Genomic DNA, 24,623 nt, shown 5'->3' on the forward strand with positions numbered 1-24,623 from the left:
GCGATCAGCCTTGTGCGTCGGCCCCGCCGCCGCGCTCGTTCGCGCGGTCGTTCTCGCGCATCTCGTACCACATGCCGTTGAGGATGGCGAAGCTCGCGGCCAGCCCGGCGCCCAGGATCCAGCTGAAGTACCACATGCGATGCTCCTCAGTACGCGTTGGGATTGCGCCCCATGCCGTCCTGGTCGACCTTGCCGCGCAGTACGCGGAAGACCCAGGCGGTATAGAGCAGGACGATGGGCAGGAAGAACGCCGTCGCCAGCAGCATGATGAAGAGCGTCATGTGGCTGGACGAGGCGTCCCACACCGTCAGGCTGGAACCGGGCTGCGTGGACGACGGCAGCAGGAACGGAAAGGTCGCCACGCCTTCGGTCAGGATGATGCCGATGATGCTGGCCGCCGACGACAGGAAGGCCAGGCCGGCGCGCCCGGCGCGCAGCAGCACCGCGCTCAGCAGCGCACCCGCCACGCCGAGCAGCGGCAATGCCCAGGCGAGCGGCCAGCGCGCGTAGTTGTCCATCCACGCACCGGGTTGCGCGACCACGACCTTCGCCAGCGGGTTCGACGCGCCGCCAGGATCCATCGCGACCTGCACGGCATAGCCGTCGATGCCGGACACCCACACGCCGCCCAGCACGAACAGCAGTGCCGTCGCCAGCGCCGCGATGCTGCCGTAACGCCGCGCGCGCGCGGCGATCTCGCCGGAGGTCTTCATCGCCAGCATGCCGGCGCCATGCATCACCAGCATCGCCACGCTGACCAGGCCGCACAGCAATGCGAACGGAGTGAGCAACCCGAACAACCCGCCTTCGTAAAACACACGTATGGTGTCGTCGAAATGGAACGGGACGCCGAGCAGCACGTTGCCCATCGCCACGCCGAATACCAGCGCCGGCACCAGCCCGCTGACGAACAGCGCCCAGTCCCACGCCGCGCGCCAGCGCGGGTCCGGCACCTTGCTGCGGAACTTGAAGCCGACCGGGCGCAGGATCAGCGCGAACAGGATCAGGAACATCGCCAGGTAGAACCCGGAGAAGCTGACCGCGTACAGCGGCGGGAACGCCGCGAAGATCGCGCCGCCGCCGAGGATCAGCCACACCTGGTTGCCCTCCCACACCGGGCCGATGACGTTCAGCACGATGCGGCGCTCCTCGTCGGTGCGCGCCACCGCGGGCAGCAGCGTCGCCACGCCCAGGTCGAAGCCGTCCATCACCGCAAAGCCGATCAGCAGGATGCCCAGCAGCAGCCACCAGATCAGGCGCAGCGTGGCGTAGTCGAGGGGAATCGTGTCCATGCGTCGTCTCCCGTCAGCCCGCGTGGGCCGGTTGTGGCACGCCGTCGCCGTCGGGCGCCGGTTCCGACAGGTGCTCGGGGCCTTTCAGGATCAACTTGCGCATCAGCCAGACCTCGATGATGGCCAGCACCGTGTAAACCAGAACGAAACCGGTGAGCGTGATGACGATCTGGTGCAGCTTCAGTCCCGATGCCGCGAGGAAGGTCGGCAGCACGCTATCGATGATCCACGGCTGCCGTCCGTATTCGGCGATCAGCCAGCCCGCCTCGATCGCCAGCCATGGCAGCGGCAGGCTCCAGAAGGCGACCTTGAGGAACCAGCGGTACCGGTCCAGCCGCTGCCGGCTGGCGAGGTAGAACGCAACGGCGAAGAAGGCGATGAAGTAGAAGCCCAGCCCCACCATCAGGCGGAAACTCCAGAACAGCGGCGCCACGTGCGGCACGGTGTCGTGCGCGGCCTTGGCGACCTCCTCCTCGGTGGCGTTGCCGATGTCCTCGCGGTAGCGCTTCAGCAGCAGCGCATGGCCGATGTCGCGCCAGTGCGCCTCGAACACCAGCCGTGCCTGCGCATCGTGGCGGTCGGCGCGCAGCTTCTGCAACGCCTCGTAACCGAGCAGCCCGTTGCGGATGCGGCCCTCGGCGCGCTCGACCAGGTCGAGGATGCCCGGCATCTCGGTGTTGAACGAACGCGTGCCGATCAGCCCCATCACGTAGGGGATGTGCAGCGCGTAGTGGTTGGTCTGGTGCTTCTGGTCGGGGATGGCGAAGGCATTGAAGCCTGCTGGCGCGGGTTCGGTTTCCCACATCGCCTCGATGGCGGCCAGCTTCATCTTCTGGTGTTCGCTGGTGGCGTAGCCGCTCTCGTCGCCCAGCACCACCACCGACAGCGCCGCCGCCAGGCCGAAGCTGGCAGCGACCGCCATCGAGCGCTTGGCGAAGTCGGCATTGCGTCCGCGCAGCAGGTAGAACGCGCTGATCGCCATCACGAACATGGCGCCGGTCACGTAGCCCGCGGACACCGTGTGCACGAACTTCGCCTGCGCCACCGGGTTGAAGATCACCGCCATGAAGTCGGTGATCTCCATGCGCATGGTCTCGGGGTTGAAGACCGCGCCCACCGGGTTCTGCATCCAGCCGTTGGCCACCAGGATCCACAGTGCCGAGAAGTTCGATCCCAGCGCCACCAGCCAGGTGACCACCAGGTGCTGCACCTTGCTCAGCTTGTCCCAGCCGAAGAAGAACAGCCCGATGAAGGTGGCTTCCAGGAAGAACGCCATCAGGCCCTCGATGGCCAGCGGCGCACCGAAGATGTCGCCGACGTAATGGCTGTAGTAGGACCAGTTCATGCCGAACTGGAACTCCATCACGATGCCGGTGGCCACGCCCATCGCGAAGTTGATGCCGAACAGCGTGCCCCAGAACAGGGTCATGCGGCGCCAGATGTCGCGTCCCGTCATGACGTAGACGCTCTCCATGATGGCGATCATGAAGGACAGCCCCAGCGTCAGCGGGACGAAAAGGAAGTGGTACATCGCCGTCAGCGCGAATTGCAGACGGGACAGCTCGACGACGGTCATGTCCGGCATGGCACTACGGCTCCCGGTTGTCTGGCGGGGATTCTAGCCCCCGGCGTGCCGCAGGCAGGGGCGACCATCTGTCGCACCCCCCACGGCGCGGCGCTGCGGCATCCTGCACGCCCCGCGGCCTGCCGGCCATGGGGAAGGGGTTGATCCTGATCAATGCGGCCCGGCTGAACGGGGTCGAGAATCCACCGTACCAGAATAGGAGAGGCCGCATGCAAGGCGTCCAGGGGACTTACAACGACAAGGTGGTGCGCCAGTTCACGGTGATGACCGTGGTCTGGGGCATCGTGGGGATGCTGGTGGGGGTGCTGATCGCGGCCCAGCTGTACTGGCCGGCCCTGAATTTCGACCTGCCGTGGCTCAGCTACGGCCGCCTGCGCCCGCTGCACACCAACGCGGTGATCTTCGCGTTCGGTGGCTGCGCGCTGTTCGCCACCAGCCTGCACGTGGTGCAGCGGACCAGCCACGTGCGGCTGCTGTCCGACAAGCTGGCGGCGTTCGTGTTCTGGGGCTGGCAGCTGGTCATCGTGGCCGCCGCCATCTCGCTGCCGCTGGGCCTGACCCAGGGCAAGGAGTACGCCGAACTGATCTGGCCGATCGACGTGCTGATCGCGGTGGTCTGGGTGTCCTACGCTGTGCTGTTCTTCGGCACCATCGCCAAGCGCGCGGTCAAGCACATCTACGTGGCCAACTGGTTCTTCGGCGCCTACATCATCGCCGTCGCGCTGCTGCACATCGTCAACAGCCTGGCGCTGCCGAGCAGCCTGCTGCATTCCTACCCGATCTACAGCGGCGCGGTCGACGCGATGGTGCAGTGGTGGTACGGCCACAACGCGGTGGGCTTCTTCCTGACCGCCGGCTTCCTGGGGATGATGTACTACTTCGTGCCGAAGCAGGCCGGCCGCCCGATCTACTCCTACCGCCTGTCGATCGTGCACTTCTGGGCGCTGATCGCCATCTACATGTGGGCCGGCCCGCACCACCTGCACTACACCGCGCTGCCGGACTGGGCGCAGAGCCTTGGCATGGTGTTCTCGCTGATCCTGCTGGCGCCCAGCTGGGGCGGCGCGATCAACGGCGTGATGACGCTGTCGGGCGTGTGGCACAAGCTGCGCACCGACCCGATCCTGAAGTTCCTGATCGTCTCGCTCTCGTTCTACATGATGAGCACGTTCGAGGGACCGATGATGTCGATCAAGACGGTCAACTCGCTGAGCCACTACACCGACTGGACCATCGGCCACGTGCACGCCGGCGCGCTGGGCTGGGTGGCGATGATCACCATCGGCTCGGTCTACGCGATGCTGCCGAAGCTGCTGGGCCGCGAGCAGATGTATTCGATCAAGGCCATCGACACGCACTTCTGGCTGCACACGCTGGGCGTGGTGTTCTATATCGCCTCGATGTGGATCGCCGGCGTCATGCAGGGCCTGATGTGGCGCGCCACCAACGCCGACGGCACGCTGACCTACAGCTTCGTCGAAGCATTGAACGCCACCTACCCCTACTACCTGGTCCGCCTGGGCGGCGGCCTGCTGGTGTTCAGCGGCATGCTGCTGATGGCCTGGAATACCTGGAAGACCTTCCAGACCGCCAGGTCCACCGCGCCGCAGCCGATCCTGCCGCCCGATGCCAGCCAAGCGCGCGCCTGAGGAACCGACATGAGCAACGGAAATTCACACGAGAAAGTCGAGAAGAACGTCGGCCTGATGGCGGTGCTGATCGCGGTCGCCGTATCGTTCGGCGGCCTGGCCGAGATCGTCCCGCTGATGTTCCAGGCCGAGGCGATCAAACCGCTGGAAGGCGTCAAGCCCTACCCCGCCCTGCAACTCGCCGGCCGCGACATCTACATCCGCGAAGGCTGCTACAACTGCCACTCGCAGATGGTGCGCACGCTGCGCTTCGAATCCGAGCGCTACGGCCATTACTCGCTGGCCGGCGAATCGGTCTACGACCGCCCGTTCCAGTGGGGCAGCAAGCGCACCGGACCGGACCTGGCCCGCGTGGGCGGCCGCTACTCCGACGACTGGCACCGCGTGCACCTGACCAATCCGCGCGACGTGGTGCCGGAGTCGAACATGCCGTCCTTCCCCTGGCTGGAGAACGCCAAGGTCGACGGCGCCGAGGTCGCCCAGCGCATGAAGACGCTGCAGCGGATCGGCGACCCGTATACCGACGAAGAGATCGGAAACGCCGCGGCCGACGTGGAAGGCCGCACAGAACTGGACGCCGTGGTCGCCTACCTGCAAGGGCTGGGCAAGGCCGCGCCGAGGGGAGGTTGAGCCATGGTGTCGGGGATCGTGACCGGAGTACTGATCGTGTTGTTCATCGCCGGCTGGGCGTGGGCGTGGAGCCCGCGCCGCAAGGCGGATTTCGAGGATGCGGCACGCATGCCGCTGGGTGAGGAAGGGGAGCACAACCCATGAGCGCAGGCTGGATCGGATTCATCGTCGCGCTGGTCGTACTGAACATCCTGGGCTGCGTGTGGCTGCTGTGGTGGAGCAGCCGCCGCCGGCCCGGCGACCCGGCACCGGAAGAAACCTCGCACGTGTGGGACGGCGACCTCACCGAGTACAACAAGCCGTTGCCGCGCTGGTGGATCAACCTGTTCTACCTCACCATCGTCTTCAGCATCGGCTACATCGCGTGGTACGGGGGCCTGGGCATCGTTCCCGGCTACGCCAAGTGGTCGTCCACCGGCGAGCACGACCAGGCCAAGGCCGTGCAGGACAAGAAGCTGGAAGCCACGTTCGCGCCGTTCGCCAACCAGCCGATCGACCAGCTGGCCGAGGATCCGAAGGCGCTGGCGCTGGGCCAGTCCATCTTCAACAACACCTGCGCCACCTGTCACGGCTCCAGCGGCCGGGGCGCGATCGGCTATCCCAACCTGACCGACAACATCTGGCATTGGGGCGGCACGCCGGACCTGGTGCTGCAGACGGTGCTGGACGGTCGCGAAGGCGTCATGCCGGAATGGGGCACCGCGCTCACCAGCATGGGCGGCCCCAACGCCGTCGACTACGTCATCGCGTACGTCAACGTGCTGGGCGATCCGCAGGACGGCATGAAGAACAACTTCATGGCCGCCCAGGGCAAGCCGCTGTACGATGGCCTCTGCGTTGCCTGCCATGGCGTGGACGGCAAGGGCAACCAGGAACTGGGCGCACCCGACCTGACCGACGATTACTGGCTGTACGGCAACAGCAAGGACAGCATGCGCACGACGATCACCAAGGGCCGTCACGGCGTGATGCCCGCCCATCGCGAACTGCTGGGCGAGACGCGCGCGCGCCTGGTGGCATCGTATGTGTGGTCGCTCTCGAAGGAGGGTCGGGCTGCCGCCGGCGCGAAATGACCGATTTCACCGAACCCCGCCTCGATCATCCGCCCCGGCCGCTGGCACAGCGCGCCGGGGCGGTGCTCTGGCCCAGTTTCTTCGCCGCCGGCGTGGCGACGATGGTGTTCTTCGCCTTCGTCGACCCGCTGACGCTGCGCGACATGACCTTCCCCGACCTGGCGATCAGCCGCGAACTCGGCTACACGCTGGGTTTCTTCATGTTCTGGCTGGCGACCGCCGCCAGCAGCCTGTTCACCTGGATCCTGCTGCGCCCCGCCAGCCGCTTCAACCGCGCGCTGCCGCCGGACTGAGCACGCCCGCGCGCGCCGATGGCGCGCCCTGCGACAAACCGTCGCTCCCTCGCACGCGCATGCAGCGCGAGCATGACGCCAGCCAAGACTGACACTGCCATGTCCACGCCAGCATCGCCTCCTTCCACAACGCCCGACGGCAAGCGCCGCATCCCGCTGGATGTCGTCGATGCCCAGGGCAACTCGTTCTACGTCAGCGAACGCAAGGTCTATCCGCGCGACGTGGCGGGCACGCTCAACCGCCTGCGCGTGGCGGCGGTGTGGTGGCTGCTGGGCATGTACTACCTGTTCCCGTGGCTGAAGTGGGACGACCGCCAGGCCGTGCTGTTCGACCTGCCCGCACGCAAGTTCTACGTGTTCGGCCTGGTGTTCTGGCCGCAGGATTTCCTGCTGCTGGCGGTGCTGCTGATCATCGCGGCGCTGTCGCTGTTCTTCTTCACGGCCCTGGCCGGGCGCCTGTGGTGCGGCTATGCGTGCCCGCAGACGGTATGGACGGAAGTGTTCCTGTGGATGGAACGCTGGACCGAAGGCGACCGCAGCGCACGCATCAAGCTGGATGCCGCGCCGTGGAGCGCCAACAAGCTGCTGCGCAAGGGCGGCAAGCACGTGCTGTGGGCGGTGTTCGCGCTGTGGACCGGCTTCACCTTCGTCGGCTTCTTCACCCCCATCACCGATCTCGGCGCGCGCCTGTGGCCGTTCGCGTGGGGCGGCTGGGAAACGTTCTGGGTGTTCTTCTACGCGCTGGCCACGTGGGGCTTCGCCGGCTTCCTGCGCGAGCAGGTGTGCAAGTACATGTGCCCGTACGCACGCTTCCAGGCGGCGATGTTCGACCGCAACACGCTGATCATCGCCTACGATCCGATGCGCGGCGAACCGCGCGGCCCGCGCAAGCGTGGCCTCGGCAGCGTGCTGGAGCGCGCGCGCGGCCTGCTGCAGAACACCACCGCCTACGACTACGTGATGCGTGCCGCCGCGCACCCCAGCCTGGCCGACCAGCGGCTCGGTGCGCACGGCACCATCACCTTCGCCGGTGCCGGCGCGGTGATCGAGCCGCTGCCGAAGTTCGTGCCCGACCAGCTGGGCGACTGCATCGACTGCACGATCTGCGTGCAGGTCTGTCCCACCGGCATCGACATCCGCAACGGCCTACAGTACGAGTGCATCGCCTGCGGCGCCTGCATCGACGCCTGCGACGACGTGATGGGCAAGATGGGGTACCCGAAGGGGCTGATCCGCTACACCACGCAGAACGCCATCGACGGCAAGCCGTCGAAGGTGCTGCGGCCGCGCATCTTCGTCTACGGCACCATCCTGCTGGCGCTGGTGGCCGCGTGGGGCTGGGGCGTGTTCCACCGCGACGTGCTGATCGCGGAAGTCCTGCGCGACCGCAATGCGCTGTACCGCGAAGTGGCCGGCGGACAGGTCGAGAACAGCTACACGCTCAAGCTGGTCAACAAGGACCAGCAATCGCATCGCTACGTCGTGACGCTGGTGTCGGGATCGCCCGACATCCGCCTGCGGGATGGCGAGATGACCGCAAGCGCGGCGCCCGAGCAAGTGCTGTCGCTGGCGGTCACCGCCACCGCACCCGCCACGCTGAGCGGCCGTCATGCCGTGACGTTCACCGTCCGCGACGTCGACACCGGCACCGAGAAGACCGTGGACAGCAGTTACTTCGGACCGATCCAATGACCACGAACCCCGATGCCTCCGCCGGCAATGCCCGCCCGTTCTGGAAAGAGCCGATGGTGTGGCTGGTGTGGGGCCTGCCGCTGGCGTCGGTCGTCGCCGGCCTCTGGCTGGTGGTGACCGCCGTGCGCGCCGGCGGTGCCGATCCCGTCATCGACGACGTGCAGCGCGTGTCGCAGATCCAGACCACCGACCTGGGCCCGGACGAACGCGCGGCGCAGCGCAACCTCAGCGCCATCGTGCAGATCCGCCCCGATCACGTGGAACTGACCGCGGTGACCGGCGAGTTCGAGCGCGAAACCTCGCTCGTGCTGGTGCTGACGCACCCCACCCAGGCCGCGCAGGACCTGCACCTGCCGCTGGCACGCACGACCACGGGCTGGACCGCGCCCGCCGAGATCGACACCGGGCACGACTGGAACGTGCAGCTGCGGCCCGAGAACCGCGCATGGCGCATCCGTGGCCGCCTGCAGAAGGACACGCAGGCCCTGCGCCTGGCGCCCGCGCTCGGAGGCGGCTGAACGTCGCCATGGACGCGCCCGTGGTGTCCTGCCATCACTGCGGCGAGCCGGTCGCCGGCGGACATCCGGTGACCGCAGGCGAACATGCATTCTGCTGCGAGGGCTGCGCCGCGGCGGCGACGTGGATCCAGGATGCCGACCTCGGCAGCTACTACCGCCTGCGCAGCGCGAACGCCAATCGCGTGCAGGCCGACCGGCTGGACCTGGAAAGCTGGGACCGCACCGAACTGCTGGACGAACACAGCCGCGCCATCGATGGCGGCCGCGAGATCGTGCTGCTCACCGACGGCATGCGCTGCGCCGCCTGCGCCTGGCTGATCGACCGCGCCCTCGCCCGCGAAGCCGGCGTGCTCGACACCACCGCCAATGCCGTTACCGGCCGCATCCGCATCGCCTGGGATCCGGCACGAACGAAACTCTCCGCCCTGCTGCAGCGCCTGGCGATGCTCGGTTACCGGCCGTACCTGGCCACCGGCGATGCCCGCGAACAGGCCCGCCTGTCCGAGCGCCGCCGCTGGCTGCTGCGGCTCGGCGTGGCCGGCCTCGGTTCGCTGCAGGCGATGATGCTGGCCGAGGCGCTTTACCTCGACGTCAACGCCACCATGCCGCTGCCGACGCGCGACCTGTTCCGCTGGCTGACCTTCCTGGTCAGCACGCCGGTGGTGTTCTACAGCGGCTGGCCGTTCCTGGCCGGCATGGCGCGCGAACTGCGCGCGCGCCACGTGGGCATGGACACCCTGATCGCCAGCTCCACCCTGCTCGCCTACTTCGCCAGCCTGATCGAGACCATCCGCGGCGGCACGCACGTCTGGTACGACGCGGCGGTGATGTTCGTGTTCCTGCTGCTGGCCGCGCGCATGCTGGAGCAGCGCGCGCGCAACGTGGCCACCGCGCAGGTGGATGCGCTGGCGCGGGCGCAACCGGTGTTCGCGATCCGCGAACGCGAGGATGGCACGCGCGAATCGGTGCCACCGTCGGCGCTGCGCGTGGCCGACGTGGTCTGCGTGTCCGCCGGCGACGGCGTGCCCGCCGATGGCGTGTTGCTCGATGGCGCAGCGGATTTTGAAGAAGCGCTGCTCACCGGCGAATCCCGCCCGGTGCGCCGCCATGCCGGCGAGACGGTCTATGCCGGCACCACCTGCCGCGAGCGTCCCGCCCGCCTGCGCGTCACCGCCACCGGCACCGCGACGCGCCTGTCGCAGTTGGCGGAACTGGTCGATCGCGCACAGAGCCACCGCCCTCCCCTGGCCCGCATGGCGGATCGCGTGGGCCGCCATTTCGTCGTGAGCCTGCTGGTGCTCGCGGTCGCCGTCTACACCGGCTGGCGATTTTACCAGCCGGAACGCGCCTTCGAAGTGACACTGGCCCTGCTGGTGATCAGTTGCCCCTGCGCGCTGTCGTTGTCGGTGCCGGCGGTGCTCGCCGCCGCGCATGGTGCGTTGGCACGCTGCGGGGTGCTCGCTACACGACCCGAAGCGCTGGACACGCTGGCGCGCGCCACCGACATGGTATTCGACAAGACCGGCACGCTCAGCGACGGCCGTCCCGCGCGGGTGGCCGTGGACGTCTTCGGTGACCTGGACGCGGACGCGGCCACGCGCATGGTCGCCGCGCTGGAGAAGGACAGCGGACATCCGATCGCCACCGCCTTCGCGGATGTCGACGCGCGCGATGCCGCCACGTCCGTCGTCGCCCGCGCAGGCCTGGGCGTGGAAGGCGACGTCGATGGCCGCCACTGGCGCTTCGGCCGCGCCGACTGGGCGGCAAGTCGCGACGATGACGGAGCACTGTGGCTGGGCGAAGGCCAGCATGGCGTGGCCCGCTTCACCCTGGACGAGAAGCCGCGCGACGATGCCGCGGCCGGCATCGCGGCGCTGCGCGCGCAAGGCCTGCGCATCCACCTGGCCAGCGGCGATGGCGACGCGGCGGTGCGGCGGCTGTCTCAGGCCCTCGGGATCGATTCGACGCTCGCCCGCCAGTCCCCGGAAGACAAGCTGGCACGCGTGCGGCAACTCCAGTCGGAAGGCCGCATCGTCGCGATGGTCGGCGACGGCCTGAACGATGCCCCGGTGCTGGCTGGCGCCGATGTGTCCATCGCGATGGGCGAAGGCGCACCGCTCGCGCAACAGGCGGCGGATCTCGTCGCCACCGGCCCGTCGCTGCTGCGCATCGCCGATGCCGTGCGCATCGCGCGCCTGTCGCGCCGGCTGGTGAAGCAGAACCTGGCCTGGTCCGCCGGCTACAACCTGCTCGCGGTGCCGCTGGCGGCCGCCGGCATGGTGACGCCGTGGATCGCCGCGCTGGGCATGGCGGTATCCTCGCTGGTGGTCACCCTCAATGCGCTCCGACTGGCGCGCACCTCCACGGAGATGGCGGCATGAACATCCTGCTGATGCTGTTGCCGATCAGCCTGGTCCTGCTGGGCCTGGCCATCGCGGCGTTCGCGTGGGCGGTGCGCAAGGGCCAGTTCGACGATCTCGACACGCCCGCGCTGGACATCCTCGACGACGCACCGGCGAAGCCGCATGCGCCGGCCGCGCCGCCCGTCCGCGAAGGCGACGATGGCGCCTGACGTTCCGGTCCTGCTCGCCGCGCTGCTGGCCGGCCTGGTGGGCAGTACGCACTGCGCGGTGATGTGCGGCGGCATCGCCACCGGCTTTTCCGCGGTGTCGTCCCGCCCCGGCTGGGGCAGCGCGCTGCAACTCAATCTCGGACGCGTCGCCGGCTACACGCTGGCGGGTGCGCTGGTCGGCGCGTTCGGCGGCGGCCTGCTGTCGCTGGCGCGGCACGACACCGCCGTGCTCACCATGCGCGTCGGGGTGGGACTGGCGCTGGTCGTGCTGGCGCTGCGCCTGCTCGACCAGCGTGGCCGGCTCGATTTCCTCACCCGTCCCGGCGCGAGGGTGTGGCAGGCGCTGCGCCCGCTGCATGCGCGCGTGTTGCCGGCGAACACGCTGCCTCGCCGGCTGGCGGCAGGCGCGCTGTGGGGTTGGCTGCCGTGCGGGCTGAGCCTGAGCCTGCTGACGGTGGCGTGGCTGCAGGCCAATGCGCGCGATGCCGCGTTGACGATGGCGATGTTCGGCCTGGGGACGTTGCCGATGATGGTGACGCTGACCTGGTCCGGCGCACGCCTGGGCCGCCACTGGCAGCGTGCGTCGGTGCGCCGCACGGCGGCCGGCTTCGTGCTGTTCGCCGGCCTGCTGACGATCGCCTCGCCGTGGCTGATGCGGCATCCCGCGCTGCACGGCGTGCTGGCGGCGCTCGGCTGCCAGCCGCTGGCCACATGAGCGGCGAAACGATGGCGGCGCCGACGGGCATGACGGCAAAAGCGCGGCTGCAGGCGCTGGGCGCCGTCGCACGCACGCCGCTGCGCGGGGCCGGCGCGCTGGGCGTGATCGGCGGGATTCTGCTGGTGCCACAAGCCGCGCTGATCGCGCTGTGCCTGCAGCGCGCGTTCGTCGAAGGCGCCGCGCCCGCCACGCTGCTGCCGCTGCTCTGCGCGTTGCTGGCGACGCTGCTGCTGCGCACCGGACTGGGATGGGCGAGCCGCCGGCTTGCCGACCGTGCCGTCGAGTCGATCCGCGTGGACCTGCGTGCGCGCATCGCGCGTGGCCTGGTCGCGCGCGGGCCGGTCTGGGTGCGGTCGCAGCAGAGCGGCGCGCTGGCCGAACGGATGGGCGTGCACGTGGACGCACTGGAAGGCTACTTCGGCGGCTTCGTGCCGTTGCGGGCGGAAGTGGTGGGCGTGCCGCTGGCGATCCTGCTCGCCGTGTTCTTCGTCGACCGCACCGTCGGCCTGGTGCTGCTGCTGACGATGCCGCTGGTGCCGGTCTTCATGATGCTGGTGGGCTGGGGCGCGCAAGCGGCCAGCCAGCGGCAATTGCAGGCGCTGGCACGGATGGGCGGACACTTCGCCGACCGCCTGCGCGGGCTGGGATTGATCCGGCTGTACGGTCGCGGCGAGACCGAGCTGCAGGGCATCCGCGCCGCGGCCGAGGAACTGCGCGTGCGCAGCCTGCGCGTGCTGCGCATCGCCTTCCTGTCGTCGGCGGTGCTGGAGTTCTTCGCCTCGCTCAGCGTGGCGATGATCGCGCTGTACCTCGGCCTGAGCTATCTCGGCATGCTCGACCTGCGCGCCACGCCGCTGACGCTCGGCATGGGCGTGTTCTGCCTGCTGCTGGCGCCGGAGTTCTACGCGCCACTGCGCCGGCTCGCCACCCACTACCACGACCGCGCAGCGGCCCTGGCGGCGATGGACGAGATCGCGGTGGTGCTGGACAGCGATGCGTCCGCTCCGCCATCGGTTGAGACCGCGCACGCCTCCGTCGACCCGTCCGCGCTGGTCAGCGCGCGCGCCATCGCGCTGCGCCATCCTGCGGCCACGCGCGACGTGCTGCACGACATCACGCTGGACCTGCGCCGCGATCGGCACATCGCGCTGGTCGGTGCCAGCGGCGATGGCAAGAGCACCTTGCTGGAAGCACTGGCAGGCTGGCTGCCCGTGCGCGAAGGCACGCTGTATCGTGCGTCCGGCCTGCGCATCGGCTACGCGCCCCAGCGTCCCTTCCTGTTCGCCGGCACCCTGCGCGCCAACCTGCGCATGGCGAAGCCGGAGGCCAACGACGCGGAACTCGAGCAGGCCGCCGAGGCGGCGCAGGTCTCGCGCTTCGCGATGCGACTGCCGGAAGGGCTGGACACGGTGATCGGCGAGCGCGGCTTCGGCCTGTCCGGCGGCGAAGCGCGGCGCGTGGCGCTGGCGCGCGTGTTCCTGCGCGACCCCGACCTGCTGCTGCTCGACGAACCCACCGCGTTCCTCGATCCCGATACCGAAGCCGCCGTGCTGCGCGCGATCACGCAGTTCGGACGTGGCCGCGCCATCGTGATGGCCACGCACAGCTCCACCGCACAGGCGGCGATGACGCAGGTCTGGCAGGTGCGGGGTGGTCGTGTGCACACGGATGGAGGCGCCTCGTGAGCGCACCGGAAGACCGTCCGACCACCCTGCGCGAGGTACTGGCGCCGCATCGCCCCCGCATGGCGCTGTCCATCGGCCTGCTGTTGCTGACGCTGATGGCGGGCACTGCGCTGCTGGGGCTGTCGGGGCACTTCCTCACCGCCGCTGCGCTGGCCGGCAGCGCGGCGATCGGGTTCAACTTCTTCGCCCCGTCCGCCGGCATCCGTGCGCTGACCTTCGTCCGCATCCTGTCGCGCTACGGCGAGAAACTGCTCGGCCACGACGTGACGCTGCGGATCGCGCGCGACCTGCGCGCATGGTTCTTCGCCCGCGCGCTGCCGCTGGCGCCGCTGGGGCTCGGTCGTTTCCGCGTCGGCGAACTGATGGCGCGATTGATGGCAGACATCGACGCCGTCGACGGCCTGCTGGTGCGTGCGATCGGCCCCCTGCTCGCGGTGCTGTCGCTGTGCCTGATCGCAACAGTGGTGGCGATGGCGGTGCTGCCGTTGGCGGGCCTCGTGCTGCTGGTGGCGCTGGCGCTGATCGCCGCCCTGGCACCGTGGCTGGCCGAGCGCAGCGTCGCCGCGCTCGAAGATGAACGGGCGACGGCACGCATGCACCTGCGGGCCGCCGTGCAGGAAGGCATCGAGGGCCTGCCGGATCTCGTGGCGATGGATGCCAGCGCGGCATGGCTGTCGGCACTGGACGCGCGTAGCCATGAGGTCGCCCGTTGGGAAGACCGGCGAAAACAGCGGCTCGCGCTGGCAACGCTGGCGCACGCCCTCGTCACCGCGATCGCCCTGCCGTCGATGCTGTGGGCGCTGCTGTCTGCCGTGCAGGCCGGACGCATCGGTGCGGCAGCCGCTGGCGGACTCTTCTTCATGACGATCGCCGTGCTGGAAGCCTGCACCGCGATCGGACCAGCGTGGCAGGCATGGCGCGCGGCGACCGTCTCCGGGCAACGGCTCGACGCGGTGATCGATGCACCCCCTGCGGTGAACGACACGCCGACCGGCACGCGATCACCCTCGCCGCGCGGTGCGCTGGATCTGCAGGGCATCGTGTTCGCCTGGCCGGGCACGACGCGCCGCGTACTCGATGGCGCCAGCCTGCATGTCGCACCCGGCGAGCGCGTGCTGGTGGCAGGCGACAGTGGCGAAGGGAAGTCGTCGTTGTTGGCGCTCGTGCTGGGATTGCGCACGCCGCAGGAAGGGTGCGTGTCCTTCGCCGGCGACGACCTGCCGTCGCTGGATCCGGCGCTGTGGCATTCCCGCATCGCCTGGCTGCCGCAGGACGCGCCCGTGTTCTCCGGCAGCGTGCGCGAGAACCTGCTGCTGGGCGATCCCGCCGCCACCGACACACGGCTATGGCAGGCGCTGGCGCAGGTGAACCTGGACGAGCGCTTCCGCGAGGCGGGACTCGACACCTGGGTAGGCGAGAACGGTGCGACGCTGTCGGCCGGCCAGTCACGCCGGCTGGCGCTGGCGCGTGCCCTGCTGCGGGACGCGCCGCTGCTGCTGCTCGACGAACCGACCGAAGGCCTGGACCAGGACACCGCGGACGCACTGATGCGCGATCTCGCCGAAGCGGCGCATGGGCGCAGCGTGCTGATCATCAGCCATGCGGCACTGCCGGAAGGCGTGGTGGATGCGCGGTACCGGTTGCGGGACGGGAAACTGTCGCGGGAGTGAAATCTTCTGGGTCGATGTGGGAGCGACGTAAGTCGCGATGAAGCTCTACCGGTAACCCATCGCGACTTACGTCGCTCCCACGACAGGCATCGGGAAATCCGACAGCCTCAGCCCCGCGCTTCCGCCAGCGCGTCCAGCCGCGAGCGATCGAGCAGCCGCACGTGGTGCGGATCGTCGGTGGCGATGCTGCCTTCCTGGCGCAGGCGGGTGAAGCTGCGGCTGACGGTTTCGACGGTCAGGCCCAGGTAGTCGGCGATGTCGGTGCGCGTCATCGGCAGGATCACCTCGCTGTCGTCCTGGCCCTGGCGGCGACGGCGCTGCGCCATGTCGACCAGGAAGCCGGCCAGCCGCTCCATCGGGTTGAGGCGCGCCAGCGCCATCAGGTTGCCGCGCGTGGCATCCAGCTCCACGCAGGCGCGCTCCAGCAGTTCGCGCTCCAGTTCCGGATGGTCGTGGCACAGGCTGCGCATGTCGGCCATCGAGAACTCGCACAGCGTGCTGTCGGTGATCGCTTCGATCGTGTGCTTGTAGTGCGAGGTACCGGAGAAGCCGATGAAGTCGCCCGGCATCAGGAACCCGGCCACCAGCCGGCGACCGTCCGGCAGCAGCCGGATGCGCCGCAGCGCGCCCTTGGTGACAGTGAACACGCCGCGCCGGGGCTCGCCCTCGCGCACCAGCGCCTCGCCCGCCTTCAGCCGGGCGTCGTCGGCCAGCGCTTCCATCGCATGCGCCTTGGACACGGGCAGGGCGGCGCAGATCGCCAGATGCCGCACCAGGCAGCCTCCGCAACCACGGGCGTTGGCCTGGCACGCCACGCCATCGGCAGGCGCAGGGGGCACCGGGAGGTCGTTCTGGCGGAGTATGCGAAGGCTCATGGCGACAGGCTACGTGGGTCTTCGAGGGCCATGATACGCCCGGAAACCCTGCATTTCCGCACTGCGACAATCGGTCGCAGACCGGGCTTTCAGTGTCCGTTCCCCCATTCAGGTCCGAATTCGGGTACAGTGCGCGCCGCTTGCCTGCGGCCGTTCGTTTCCCCGATGGTCCGCCGGCGCAAGGAACTCCACGCGAGTTCCCGCGCCCGCCCCGCTCCGACTTCTTTCGTTGCGCAAGCTCGGTAGCGCCGTTTTGGCGCCTCCGCACCCCTTCTCGCAGCGCGGTTTCAGGGAACGCTTCGAGTCACGGTCTTGCCGCATTCCGCGCGTCCTACGTTGCCGCACATCGCTGTGCCGGCGTTGCGTGCGTGTTCCGGCCGACCGGCTTTGGAGCTTCCACCATGACGTTTGAAACCCTGGGCCTCGCGCCCGCCCTGCTGCGTGCGCTCGACGAACAGGGCTACACGCAGCCCACGCCCATCCAGGAACAGGCCATCCCGCTGGCCCTGGCCGGCCACGACCTGCTGGCCGGCGCCCAGACCGGTACCGGCAAGACCGCCGCGTTCGGCCTGCCGCTGATCCAGTACCTGGCCACCACGCCGCAGGAAGTCTCGGCCCGCGGCCCGCGCAAGCCGCGCGCCCTGGTGCTGACCCCGACGCGTGAGCTGGCCGTGCAGGTGCACGAAAGCCTGCGTGGCTACGGCAAGTACCTGCGCATCCCCAGCACCACCATCTACGGCGGTGTCGGCATGGGCAATCAGCTGGATGCGCTGCGTCGCGGCGTGGACATGGTCATCGCCTGCCCGGGCCGCCTGATCGATCACCTCGAGCGCCGCAGCGTGGACCTGTCCGGCATCGAGGTGCTGGTGCTGGACGAGGCCGACCGCATGCTCGACATGGGCTTCCTGCCGTCGATCAAGCGCATCCTGGCCAAGCTGCCGCGCCAGAACCGCCAGACCATGCTGTTCTCCGCCACCTTCGCGGACCCGATCCGCGAGCTGGCGCTGGAGTTCATGCACGACCCGAAGCAGATCCAGGTGACGCCGAAGAACACGGTGGCCGAGACCATCACCCACCGCGTGCATCCGGTCGATGGCAGCCGCAAGCGCGACCTGCTGCTGCACCTGCTGGCCAAGGACAGCCGCATGCAGACGCTGGTGTTCGCCCGCACCAAACACGGCAGCGACAAGCTGGCGATGTTCCTGGACAAGAGCGGCATCAAGACCGCGGCGATCCACGGCAACAAGTCGCAGGGTGCGCGCCAGCGCGCGCTCAGCGACTTCAAGGCCGGCCGCATCAACGTGCTGGTCGCCACCGACATCGCCGCGCGCGGCATCGACATCGACCAGTTGCCGCAGGTGATCAACTTCGACCTGCCGATGGTGGCCGAGGACTACGTGCACCGCATCGGCCGTACCGGCCGCAACGGCTCGACCGGCGAAGCGATCTCGCTGGTGGCGCAGGACGAAGCCAAGTACCTGCGCGCCATCGTGCGCATGCTGGGCCGCGACGTGGACCTGCGCGACGTGCCGGGCTTCGAGCCGCAGACGCCGATCCGCTGGGGCAACAGCGCCCCGGGCAAGGCCGAACTGCCCGGTGGCGAGCGCACCCCGCGCCGCAACGGCCCGCAGAAGCATGCGCGCCGCCCGCACAGCGAGGCACCGCGCCACGCCCATGCCGGCCCGAAGAAGCACGGCAGCGGCCCGCGCCGTGACGGCGGCCGCTCCGGCGGTGCCCGCCAGGGCCAGGCACGCCCCGCGCGCTGATCCGCCCCATCCGCGCGGCACCCTCGCCGGTGCCGCGCGTTCCACTGCTCCTGGAACCGTCGCATGGACATCTTCAAGGTCTTCACCGTGGAAGCGGCGCACCGCCTGCCGCACGTGCCGGAAGGCCACAAGTGCGCGCGCCTGCACGGGCATTCGTTCCGCATCGAACTGCATCTGTCCGGCCCGGTCGACCCGCAGGCCGGCTGGGTGATGGACTTCGCCGACGTCAAGGCGGCTTTCAAGCCGATCTACGACCGGCTGGACCACCACTACCTCAATGACATCCCCGGCCTGGAGAATCCGACCAGCGAGCAGCTCGCGACGTGGATCTGGGACCAGGCCAAACCGGTGCTGCCGCTGCTCAGCACCGTGGTGGTGCACGAAACCTGCACCTCCGGCTGCCGCTACAGCGGCCCTTGAGGCGCGAAACCGGTTTCATACCACCCCATACAAGCGTTTGATTTTTAACGGCTCCTGACCGTTCGTCGGATTTCCATACGCCAGTTATTGCACTGCAACATGGAGAGGTCTATGCTGCATCGCAACAGATGGAAATCCCCTTTCAGGAGCACGCCATGACCACGCAATTCAACGAAAGCTTCAGCCAGTTCACGCAGCAGTTCGCCGCCGCCGCCTCGCGCGCCAACCGTCTGGCCCTGGAAAGCGCCGAGACCGTGTTCGGTGTGCAGCTGAAGACGTTCGAAAAGAACATCGGCGCCACCAGCGCCTTCTTCGGCGAGTTGGCCGAGACCCGCGACATGGACGGCTACAAGAACCTGTGGCCGAAGGGCCTGCAGGTCGCCAAGGACAACGCCGAGCGCGTCGTCGCCGCCAGCCAGGAAGTGTTCGGCCTGGGTCTGAAGACCGGTGAAGCCTTCGGCCAGCTGGTGAAGACCCAGTTCGAAACCGCGACCGACAACGTCCAGGCCTCCGTGGCCAAGGCGACCAAGGCCGCCAAGGGCAAGTAAGACCCGCCCGCAACACAAGCGATACACGGTTTATTGCGCGGCTCCCCTCCCTCCGCGCAGCCGACCCGGGAGCTCCCACGCTGCCGGGTTTTTTATTGCCTGCGGCGCGGGATGTCCTGGCGGTCGTGATGCGGTCGGCGTCTCGGCGCCGGGTTTCATTGCGTAGCGTGCGCCGTGCGCACGTTTCGTAGGGGTAGACACAATGCGGGGTGGCGTCATGCGGTCGTGCGCATGGCGCACGCTACGGGCGGTCGACCTGGAGATGACGGGCCTGGGCGATCGCATCGGCGCCCGGCGCATACGGCAACCTCCCCCAGCACGGTACGGGCAGGCGCGCGGACAGCAGCGCGAAGTTCTCGTCCCTGCGCTCCATGTCAGGATCGACCTCGTTCGCGATCCAGCCCACCAGCCGCGCACCGTCGTCCTGGATGGCGCGCGCACTCAGTCGCGCATGGTTGATGCAGCCCAGCCGCATGCCGACCACCAGCACCACCGGCAGGCGCAGTTCCTGCACGAGATGCCGCTGGTCCAGCGTCGCGGTCAGCGGCGCGGCCCAGCCGCCGACGCCTTCCACCAGCACCAGGTCCGCCAGCGGATGCAGGCGCTCGAACGCCGACACCAGCACGCCCAGCTGCACGTCCACGCCGGCATCGCGCGCGGCGATCTCCGGTGCCAACGGCGCGGGCAGGGCATACGGATTGAGGTCACCGTAGGGTGGCACCGGATCGCTGGCCGCCTGCAGCGCCAGCGCGTCGTCGTTGCGCCAGCCCTCTGCGGTCGCCACGCAGCCGCTCGCGACCGGCTTCATGCCGACGGCACGCAGCCCTCGCGCACGGAACGCATGCAGCAAGGCCGCACTGGCGACGGTCTTGCCGACACCGGTATCGGTGCCGGTGACGAACAGCCGGTCCAATGCGCGCTCCATCACGGTCCTGCACCGGACATGCCGCGCCGGTGTCCTGCAGCCGGCGGTTTCGGGTAATGCAGTTTCATGGCCCGGATCATATCCGGCCCTCCCTGGACCCGCAGAGTAGAATCGACCGCATGTCATTCGCCTCGCAAACGCTCACCGGCAGCAAGCCGGAACAATACGCACAGCTGGCCGGGCAGGCGCGCGCCCTGCTGGCTGGCGAACCAGACCGGACCGCCAATGCCGCCAACCTCGCTGCGCTGCTTTATCACGCGCTGCCGGACTTCAACTGGGCGGGCTTCTATTTCTTCGATGGCCGGGAATTGGTCGTCGGGCCGTTTCAGGGATTACCAGCCTGCGTGCGGATCCCGTTGGACAAGGGGGTCTGCGGAGCCGCCGCACGCACTCGCCAGACCCAGCGCGTGGACGATGTGGAGGCTTTCCCGGGCCACATCGCCTGCGATTCCGCATCGCGCTCGGAACTGGTGGTACCGCTGGTGAAAGGGGACGAACTGGTCGGCGTGCTCGATCTGGACAGTCCCCGCCTGGCGCGCTTCGATGCCGACGACCAGGCGGGCATGGAACGCATCGCCGCCATTTTCGTGGATTCGCTGACATGACAGGCACCAAGCTGCGCAACATCGGTCCCAAGTCCGCTGCCTGGCTGCGCCAGGTCGGCCTGCGCACGCAGGAGGACCTGGAAGCGGTAGGCGCGGTCGAAGCCTTCATTCGGGTCAAGCGTGCGGGTTTCCGCCCAAGCCTCAACCTGCTGTACGCGCTGGAAGGCGCGCTGCTGGACTGCCACTGGCAACAGTTGCCCGAAGACCGCCGCAGCGAACTGCTGGTGGCCTACGACGCCGCCGCGGCCTTGCTGCCACCGCCGCGCGGCCGCCCCGCCGCCGGTCCGGTGACCACCACGCACACCGAGCGCGAAGAAGACACGGGGCAGTCGCTGAACCTGTTCGACTCGCGCGGCGGCGACGACTGATCCGCGCCATCCCGTATACTGCGCGCGCTTTCAGGTGACCCCCGGCAGTCCTGCCAGGGGTTGAAACGGGAAGCCGGTGGTCCGCGCAGGCGGCATTCCGGCGCTGCCCCCGCAACGGTAGGCGAAGACAACCACGGCATCGGCCACTGTGCGATCACGCATGGGAAGGCGCCGCGGCAGCGTGCCCTGTGCACGCCTTCGCAAGCCCGGAGACCGGCCTGGGAGTCCACTGGTTGCGATGCGGAGGGCGTCGCGGCGTGCCGCGCCGCCGTTCGCCTGCTGCGCTGTCCGCAACGTTCCCTCTCCGTCGTCGCAACTCCACGCCTAGCAATGCGCGCGGGGCGCGCGATGGAGTTGAATCCGATGTACAGCCGTCATTCCCTTTCCCTTCTGGCCGCCGCGGTCGCTTTGTCGCTGTCGTTCGGCGCGCAGGCGCAGGACGCCACCGACCTGGACGAGATCGTCGTCACCGGCACGCGCACCGACGTGGCGCTGCAGGACAGCCTGGCGCCGACCCAGCTCATCACGCGCGAGGACATCGAGCGCAGCCAGTCGCGCTCGCTGGTCGACCTGCTGAAGGGCCGTGCCGGCATCGGCTTCACCAACCAGGGTGGCCTGGGCAAGCTGAGCAGCCTCAACATCCGCGGTACCGAATCCGACCACGTGCTGGTGCTGGTCGACGGCATCCGCATCGGCTCGGCGACCGCCGGCCTGGCCTCGTTCCAAGACCTGCCGGTCGACCAGATCGAGCGCATCGAGATCGTGCGCGGCCCGCGTTCCAGCCTGTACGGCTCGGAAGCGATCGGCGGCGTCATCCAGATCTTCACCCGTCGCGGCACGCAAGGCCTGTCGCGCGAACTGCGCATCGGTGGCGGCAGCCACAACCTGCGCGAAGCCAGCGGCGGCTTCGCCTACGGTGGCGAGCGCGGCTGGATCGGCGCGAACGCGGCGTACCAGGAGACCGACGGCATCAACGCTTGCCGTGGATCGGGCACGCTGTTCCAGGGCTGCTTCACCGACGAGCCGGACAACGACGGCTACCGCAACGTGTCGCTCAACGTCCGCGCCGGCTACCGGCTGACCGATGCGCTGACGCTGGAAGGCCACGCACTGAACGCCGACGCCTTCAACGAATTCGACGGCAGCATGTTCGGCGGCAACGAGGCCGACAACGTGCAGCAGGTGCTCGGCAGCAAGCTGACCTGGAAGCCGTCCACCGCCACGACGCTGACCGCACAGGTGGGCCGCGCGTCGGACAAGTCGCACAACTACTACAACGACGCATCGGGCAGCGCCCGCAGCGATGTCAGCACCTTCGACACGCGCCGCGACACCGCCTCGCTGCAGGGCGACTTCGCCTTCGGCGAACAGCACCTGCTGAGCGCCGGCGCCGACTGGCAGCGCGACGAGGTCACCAGCAGCGTCGACTTCGTCAACGACACCACCGGCGTACCCGTGGACCGCCGCGACAACACCGGCGTGTTCGTCGAATACCAGGGCCGCTTCGGCGCGCAGCAGGTGCAGGCGAGCGTGCGCAACGACGATAACGACCAGTTCGGCAACCACGTCACCGGCAACCTCGGCTGGGGTATCGGCTTCGGCAGCGGCTTCAAGCTGAAGGTCAATGCGGGCACCGGGTTCAAGGCGCCGACCTTCAACGATCTGTACTACCCGTTCTCCGGCAATGCGCTACTGGAACCGGAACGCTCGAAGACGCTCGACATCGGGCTGTCGCAGCATGGCGATGCGTGGAACTGGGGCGTCAACGTCTACGAGACGCGCATCGACGACCTGATCGCACTGGACAGCAACTGGTTGCCGGCCAACACCGACGAAGCGCGCATCCGCGGCCTCGAACTGACCGGCGCGGTGACGCTGGCCGGCTTCGACATCGCCGCGCAGGTCAGCCACACCGATCCGCGTAACCACACGAGCGGCCTGAACTACGACAACCTGCTGGCGCGCCGCGCGCGCAACACCGCGCGCATCGACGTGGACCGTGCCTTCGGCGACTTCCGCATCGGGCTGACCGGCTACGGCGCCAGCCACCGCTACGACAACGCCGCCAACAGCGTGCGCCTGCCCGGTTACGGCACCCTGGACCTGCGCCTGGAATACGCGATCAACGCCGAATGGTCGGTGCAGGCGCGCGCCAGCAACGTGTTCGACCGCGCGTACGAAACGATCGCCTGGTACAACCAGCCCGGCCGCGAATACGGCCTGAGCCTGCGCTACAGCGCGCGCGACTGAGTCGCACGTCGACGCAGAGGCCGGCAATGGACTGTTCCGTTGCCGGCCTTGTCGACCTGCAGGCCCGGACGTAAACAGGAACACTCCCCCATTTTGCGATCCGCCGATGACTCCCACGTCTTCCGTCACCATCCTCCCGAACGATCCTGCCAAGCTGCTGCGCACCCTGTGCAACCACTGGCGCCACAAGTTCGAGATCGACCGTCCCGATGATGCGCACGCGCGCATTCCGTTCGGCGACCTCGGCCCCGCCGATTTCGCCGTGGATGGCGATGCGCTCGTCATCACGCTGTACCAGCCGGAAGCGGAACCCCGCGAACGTCTGCAGGGCGTGATCGCCTCGCACCTGCGTCGCTTCGAGCGCAACGAGGACCTCGCCTTCGAGTGGCGAGCCGCCTGACCGGCGCCTAGTCTTCCCGGAGGTCGAACAGGCCTGCCTGCACGACGGTCTCGTCGCGATCGCGGAAGCCTGAAATGCCGACGCCGACCAGGCGGTATCGCGTCGCCGCCGGCAGGTGCACGCGCTCGCGCAAGGCCAGCGCGATGTCGATGAACTCCCGCGCCGAGGCTGGCGGCGTCTCCGGCGTGAAGCTGCGGGTGAGGATGCGGAACTGCGCCGTCTTCAGCTTCAACACCACCGTGCGGCCGACGCGTTCCGTCTTGCGACTGGCGGTCCACGCCTTTTCGGCGATGCGCAGGATGTGCGGTTCCAGTTCGGACAGCAGCAGGTCGGTGGCGAACGTGTCTTCGGACGAGATCGACTGCACCGGCTGGTCCGGTTCCACCGGGCGCTCGTCGATGCCGCGGGCGCGCCGGTACAGGCCGCCCCCGAAGTTGCCGTAGCGCGCTTCCAGGTCGTGTTGCGAATACGCACGCAGATCGCCCACGGTATGGATGCCGGCCGCGTTCAACTTGCCCTGCATCACCTTGCCGACGCCGGGAATGCGCTCGACCGGCAGCGGCGTCAGGAACGCCTCCACCTGGTGCGGTCGCAGCACGAACTGTCCGTCCGGCTTCCTCCAGTCCGAGGCGATCTTGGCGAGGAACTTGTTCGGCGCCACGCCGGCCGATGCCGTCAGCTGCGTCTCTTCGCGGATCTGCGTGCGGATCGTTTCGGCGACCGCGGTGGCCGTCGGCAGACCGGACTTCGGCGCGGTGACGTCGAGATAGGCTTCGTCCAGCGACAGCGGTTCGACGAGATCCGTATGCCGCAGGAAGATCTCGCGCACCTGCCGCGACACCGCCTTGTAGCGCGCGAAGTCCGGCGGCACGAACACGGCCTGCGGGCACAGCCGCTCCGCGCGCACCGCCGGCATCGCCGAGCGCACGCCGAACACACGTGCTTCGTACGACGCCGCGCACACCACCGATCGCTCGCCGCGCCACGCCACCACGACAGGCCGTCCACGCAGCGAAGGGTCGTCGCGCTGCTCCACCGACGCGTAGAAGGCGTCCATGTCGATGTGGATGATCTTGCGCATCACGCGAT

The 24,623-nt window shown here is 68.8% G+C and carries 25 protein-coding genes and 1 riboswitch; of the genes, 19 read left to right on the top strand and 6 right to left on the bottom strand.

Going from position 1 to position 24,623, the window contains the following annotated elements:
• Nucleotides 1-4 precede the first annotated feature (4 nt).
• From cydX to V7060_RS09285, 3 genes are read right to left on the bottom strand one after another with little or no spacing between them, the layout of a single operon-like run.
• The gene (gene cydX / locus V7060_RS09275; protein ID WP_334178956.1) at nucleotides 5-136 is read right to left on the bottom strand and encodes a cytochrome bd-I oxidase subunit CydX; all 132 of its coding nucleotides are present in this window, start codon (nucleotides 134-136) and stop codon (nucleotides 5-7) included.
• Between the two features lie 10 nt (nucleotides 137-146).
• Nucleotides 147-1,292 carry a cytochrome d ubiquinol oxidase subunit II gene (gene cydB / locus V7060_RS09280; protein WP_334178957.1) on the bottom strand — a complete coding sequence of 382 codons (1,146 nt, stop codon included), beginning with the start codon at nucleotides 1,290-1,292 and terminating at the stop codon, nucleotides 147-149.
• A 13-nt stretch (nucleotides 1,293-1,305) separates the two neighbouring features.
• The gene (locus V7060_RS09285; protein ID WP_334178958.1) at nucleotides 1,306-2,877 is read right to left on the bottom strand and encodes a cytochrome ubiquinol oxidase subunit I; all 1,572 of its coding nucleotides are present in this window, start codon (nucleotides 2,875-2,877) and stop codon (nucleotides 1,306-1,308) included.
• A gap of 209 nt (nucleotides 2,878-3,086) precedes the next feature.
• Between V7060_RS09285 and ccoN the strand changes: the two genes are divergently transcribed.
• The 12 genes from ccoN to cydC all read left to right on the top strand — a co-directional run bounded on the left by ccoN (nucleotide 3,087) and on the right by cydC (nucleotide 15,377).
• Entirely contained in the window at nucleotides 3,087-4,526 is a 1,440-nt protein-coding gene (gene ccoN, locus V7060_RS09290) for a cytochrome-c oxidase, cbb3-type subunit I (protein ID WP_334178959.1), read from the top strand.
• A gap of 9 nt (nucleotides 4,527-4,535) precedes the next feature.
• Entirely contained in the window at nucleotides 4,536-5,156 is a 621-nt protein-coding gene (ccoO, locus tag V7060_RS09295; protein WP_334178960.1) for a cytochrome-c oxidase, cbb3-type subunit II, read from the top strand.
• 3 nt (nucleotides 5,157-5,159) lie between these two features.
• Nucleotides 5,160-5,300 carry a cbb3-type cytochrome c oxidase subunit 3 gene (locus V7060_RS09300; RefSeq protein ID WP_334178961.1) on the top strand — a complete coding sequence of 47 codons (141 nt, stop codon included), beginning with the start codon at nucleotides 5,160-5,162 and terminating at the stop codon, nucleotides 5,298-5,300.
• Complete coding sequence (gene ccoP / locus V7060_RS09305) at nucleotides 5,297-6,229, top strand: cytochrome-c oxidase, cbb3-type subunit III (protein WP_334178962.1); 933 nt, start codon at nucleotides 5,297-5,299, stop codon at nucleotides 6,227-6,229. Before V7060_RS09300 ends, ccoP begins: the two co-directional genes overlap by 4 nt.
• Nucleotides 6,226-6,522: a hypothetical protein gene (locus tag V7060_RS09310; protein ID WP_334178963.1), complete on the top strand. Its 297-nt coding sequence runs from the start codon at nucleotides 6,226-6,228 to the stop codon at nucleotides 6,520-6,522. The genes ccoP and V7060_RS09310 overlap by 4 nt, the downstream gene beginning before the upstream one ends.
• 99 nt (nucleotides 6,523-6,621) lie before the next feature.
• Nucleotides 6,622-8,214: a 4Fe-4S dicluster domain-containing protein gene (locus V7060_RS09315; RefSeq protein WP_334178964.1), complete on the top strand. Its 1,593-nt coding sequence runs from the start codon at nucleotides 6,622-6,624 to the stop codon at nucleotides 8,212-8,214.
• Nucleotides 8,211-8,732 carry a FixH family protein gene (locus V7060_RS09320; protein ID WP_334178965.1) on the top strand — a complete coding sequence of 174 codons (522 nt, stop codon included), beginning with the start codon at nucleotides 8,211-8,213 and terminating at the stop codon, nucleotides 8,730-8,732. The genes V7060_RS09315 and V7060_RS09320 overlap by 4 nt, the downstream gene beginning before the upstream one ends.
• A gap of 8 nt (nucleotides 8,733-8,740) precedes the next feature.
• Complete coding sequence (locus V7060_RS09325; protein ID WP_334178966.1) at nucleotides 8,741-11,113, top strand: heavy metal translocating P-type ATPase; 2,373 nt, start codon at nucleotides 8,741-8,743, stop codon at nucleotides 11,111-11,113.
• Nucleotides 11,110-11,304 carry a cbb3-type cytochrome oxidase assembly protein CcoS gene (ccoS, locus tag V7060_RS09330; RefSeq protein WP_334178967.1) on the top strand — a complete coding sequence of 65 codons (195 nt, stop codon included), beginning with the start codon at nucleotides 11,110-11,112 and terminating at the stop codon, nucleotides 11,302-11,304. Before V7060_RS09325 ends, ccoS begins: the two co-directional genes overlap by 4 nt.
• Nucleotides 11,294-12,019, top strand: coding sequence for a sulfite exporter TauE/SafE family protein (locus tag V7060_RS09335; protein ID WP_334178968.1), 726 nt, complete (start codon nucleotides 11,294-11,296; stop codon nucleotides 12,017-12,019). Before ccoS ends, V7060_RS09335 begins: the two co-directional genes overlap by 11 nt.
• The gene (gene cydD, locus V7060_RS09340; RefSeq protein ID WP_334178969.1) at nucleotides 12,016-13,707 is read left to right on the top strand and encodes a thiol reductant ABC exporter subunit CydD; all 1,692 of its coding nucleotides are present in this window, start codon (nucleotides 12,016-12,018) and stop codon (nucleotides 13,705-13,707) included. The genes V7060_RS09335 and cydD overlap by 4 nt, the downstream gene beginning before the upstream one ends.
• Complete coding sequence (gene cydC, locus V7060_RS09345) at nucleotides 13,704-15,377, top strand: thiol reductant ABC exporter subunit CydC (RefSeq protein ID WP_334178970.1); 1,674 nt, start codon at nucleotides 13,704-13,706, stop codon at nucleotides 15,375-15,377. Before cydD ends, cydC begins: the two co-directional genes overlap by 4 nt.
• Before the next feature lie 107 nt (nucleotides 15,378-15,484).
• Here cydC and V7060_RS09350 read toward each other — a convergent pair whose 3' ends face one another.
• Nucleotides 15,485-16,252 (bottom strand): Crp/Fnr family transcriptional regulator, encoded by a 768-nt coding sequence (locus V7060_RS09350; RefSeq protein ID WP_334178971.1) that lies wholly within the window; start codon nucleotides 16,250-16,252, stop codon nucleotides 15,485-15,487.
• A 401-nt stretch (nucleotides 16,253-16,653) separates the two neighbouring features.
• On the opposite strand from V7060_RS09350, the gene V7060_RS09355 reads away from it, so the two are divergent.
• The 3 genes from V7060_RS09355 to V7060_RS09365 all read left to right on the top strand — a co-directional run bounded on the left by V7060_RS09355 (nucleotide 16,654) and on the right by V7060_RS09365 (nucleotide 18,986).
• Entirely contained in the window at nucleotides 16,654-18,018 is a 1,365-nt protein-coding gene (locus V7060_RS09355; protein ID WP_334178972.1) for a DEAD/DEAH box helicase, read from the top strand.
• A 63-nt stretch (nucleotides 18,019-18,081) separates the two neighbouring features.
• Nucleotides 18,082-18,438, top strand: a complete 357-nt coding sequence (gene queD, locus V7060_RS09360; RefSeq protein WP_334178973.1) for a 6-carboxytetrahydropterin synthase QueD — start codon at nucleotides 18,082-18,084, stop codon at nucleotides 18,436-18,438.
• 155 nt (nucleotides 18,439-18,593) lie between these two features.
• Nucleotides 18,594-18,986, top strand: coding sequence for a phasin family protein (locus V7060_RS09365; RefSeq protein ID WP_334178974.1), 393 nt, complete (start codon nucleotides 18,594-18,596; stop codon nucleotides 18,984-18,986).
• A 241-nt stretch (nucleotides 18,987-19,227) separates the two neighbouring features.
• On the opposite strand, the gene bioD is transcribed toward V7060_RS09365, so the two are convergent.
• Nucleotides 19,228-19,911 (bottom strand): dethiobiotin synthase, encoded by a 684-nt coding sequence (gene bioD, locus V7060_RS09370; RefSeq protein ID WP_334178975.1) that lies wholly within the window; start codon nucleotides 19,909-19,911, stop codon nucleotides 19,228-19,230.
• 119 nt (nucleotides 19,912-20,030) lie between these two features.
• Between bioD and V7060_RS09375 the strand changes: the two genes are divergently transcribed.
• From V7060_RS09375 to V7060_RS09390, 4 genes are all read left to right on the top strand, one after another.
• Nucleotides 20,031-20,516, top strand: coding sequence for a GAF domain-containing protein (locus tag V7060_RS09375; RefSeq protein WP_334179119.1), 486 nt, complete (start codon nucleotides 20,031-20,033; stop codon nucleotides 20,514-20,516).
• Complete coding sequence (locus V7060_RS09380) at nucleotides 20,513-20,884, top strand: TfoX/Sxy family protein (RefSeq protein ID WP_334178976.1); 372 nt, start codon at nucleotides 20,513-20,515, stop codon at nucleotides 20,882-20,884. The genes V7060_RS09375 and V7060_RS09380 overlap by 4 nt, the downstream gene beginning before the upstream one ends.
• Before the next feature lie 15 nt (nucleotides 20,885-20,899).
• A riboswitch (cobalamin riboswitch) is annotated at nucleotides 20,900-21,121 on the top strand.
• A 126-nt stretch (nucleotides 21,122-21,247) separates the two neighbouring features.
• Nucleotides 21,248-23,134 (top strand): TonB-dependent vitamin B12 receptor, encoded by a 1,887-nt coding sequence (gene btuB, locus V7060_RS09385; protein WP_334178977.1) that lies wholly within the window; start codon nucleotides 21,248-21,250, stop codon nucleotides 23,132-23,134.
• Between the two features lie 106 nt (nucleotides 23,135-23,240).
• Complete coding sequence (locus V7060_RS09390) at nucleotides 23,241-23,534, top strand: DUF2218 domain-containing protein (protein WP_334178978.1); 294 nt, start codon at nucleotides 23,241-23,243, stop codon at nucleotides 23,532-23,534.
• A gap of 7 nt (nucleotides 23,535-23,541) precedes the next feature.
• Here the strand turns inward: V7060_RS09390 and dinB are convergent, their stop codons facing one another.
• A complete protein-coding gene (gene dinB / locus V7060_RS09395) occupies nucleotides 23,542-24,615 on the bottom strand; it encodes a DNA polymerase IV (protein ID WP_334178979.1) in 1,074 nt (357 codons plus the stop codon).
• Nucleotides 24,616-24,623 lie beyond the last annotated feature (8 nt).

The sequence above is a fragment of the Pseudoxanthomonas sp. genome, assembly GCF_036845285.1.
GTDB lineage: Bacteria > Pseudomonadota > Gammaproteobacteria > Xanthomonadales > Xanthomonadaceae > Pseudoxanthomonas_A.

What these genes read in the sequence shown, in the direction of transcription:
- cydX (WP_334178956.1), bottom strand. Translation starts at nt 136, where the DNA reads ATGTGGTACTTCAGCTGGATCCTGGGCGCCGGGCTGGCCGCGAGCTTC.
- cydB (WP_334178957.1), bottom strand. Translation starts at nt 1,292, where the DNA reads ATGGACACGATTCCCCTCGACTACGCCACGCTGCGCCTGATCTGGTGG.
- V7060_RS09285 (WP_334178958.1), bottom strand. Translation starts at nt 2,877, where the DNA reads ATGCCGGACATGACCGTCGTCGAGCTGTCCCGTCTGCAATTCGCGCTG.
- ccoN (WP_334178959.1), top strand. Translation starts at nt 3,087, where the DNA reads ATGCAAGGCGTCCAGGGGACTTACAACGACAAGGTGGTGCGCCAGTTC.
- ccoO (WP_334178960.1), top strand. Translation starts at nt 4,536, where the DNA reads ATGAGCAACGGAAATTCACACGAGAAAGTCGAGAAGAACGTCGGCCTG.
- V7060_RS09300 (WP_334178961.1), top strand. Translation starts at nt 5,160, where the DNA reads ATGGTGTCGGGGATCGTGACCGGAGTACTGATCGTGTTGTTCATCGCC.
- ccoP (WP_334178962.1), top strand. Translation starts at nt 5,297, where the DNA reads ATGAGCGCAGGCTGGATCGGATTCATCGTCGCGCTGGTCGTACTGAAC.
- V7060_RS09310 (WP_334178963.1), top strand. Translation starts at nt 6,226, where the DNA reads ATGACCGATTTCACCGAACCCCGCCTCGATCATCCGCCCCGGCCGCTG.
- V7060_RS09315 (WP_334178964.1), top strand. Translation starts at nt 6,622, where the DNA reads ATGTCCACGCCAGCATCGCCTCCTTCCACAACGCCCGACGGCAAGCGC.
- V7060_RS09320 (WP_334178965.1), top strand. Translation starts at nt 8,211, where the DNA reads ATGACCACGAACCCCGATGCCTCCGCCGGCAATGCCCGCCCGTTCTGG.
- V7060_RS09325 (WP_334178966.1), top strand. Translation starts at nt 8,741, where the DNA reads ATGGACGCGCCCGTGGTGTCCTGCCATCACTGCGGCGAGCCGGTCGCC.
- ccoS (WP_334178967.1), top strand. Translation starts at nt 11,110, where the DNA reads ATGAACATCCTGCTGATGCTGTTGCCGATCAGCCTGGTCCTGCTGGGC.
- V7060_RS09335 (WP_334178968.1), top strand. Translation starts at nt 11,294, where the DNA reads ATGGCGCCTGACGTTCCGGTCCTGCTCGCCGCGCTGCTGGCCGGCCTG.
- cydD (WP_334178969.1), top strand. Translation starts at nt 12,016, where the DNA reads ATGAGCGGCGAAACGATGGCGGCGCCGACGGGCATGACGGCAAAAGCG.
- V7060_RS09350 (WP_334178971.1), bottom strand. Translation starts at nt 16,252, where the DNA reads ATGAGCCTTCGCATACTCCGCCAGAACGACCTCCCGGTGCCCCCTGCG.
- V7060_RS09355 (WP_334178972.1), top strand. Translation starts at nt 16,654, where the DNA reads ATGACGTTTGAAACCCTGGGCCTCGCGCCCGCCCTGCTGCGTGCGCTC.
- queD (WP_334178973.1), top strand. Translation starts at nt 18,082, where the DNA reads ATGGACATCTTCAAGGTCTTCACCGTGGAAGCGGCGCACCGCCTGCCG.
- V7060_RS09365 (WP_334178974.1), top strand. Translation starts at nt 18,594, where the DNA reads ATGACCACGCAATTCAACGAAAGCTTCAGCCAGTTCACGCAGCAGTTC.
- bioD (WP_334178975.1), bottom strand. Translation starts at nt 19,911, where the DNA reads ATGGAGCGCGCATTGGACCGGCTGTTCGTCACCGGCACCGATACCGGT.
- V7060_RS09375 (WP_334179119.1), top strand. Translation starts at nt 20,031, where the DNA reads ATGTCATTCGCCTCGCAAACGCTCACCGGCAGCAAGCCGGAACAATAC.
- V7060_RS09380 (WP_334178976.1), top strand. Translation starts at nt 20,513, where the DNA reads ATGACAGGCACCAAGCTGCGCAACATCGGTCCCAAGTCCGCTGCCTGG.
- btuB (WP_334178977.1), top strand. Translation starts at nt 21,248, where the DNA reads ATGTACAGCCGTCATTCCCTTTCCCTTCTGGCCGCCGCGGTCGCTTTG.
- V7060_RS09390 (WP_334178978.1), top strand. Translation starts at nt 23,241, where the DNA reads ATGACTCCCACGTCTTCCGTCACCATCCTCCCGAACGATCCTGCCAAG.
- dinB (WP_334178979.1), bottom strand. Translation starts at nt 24,615, where the DNA reads ATGCGCAAGATCATCCACATCGACATGGACGCCTTCTACGCGTCGGTG.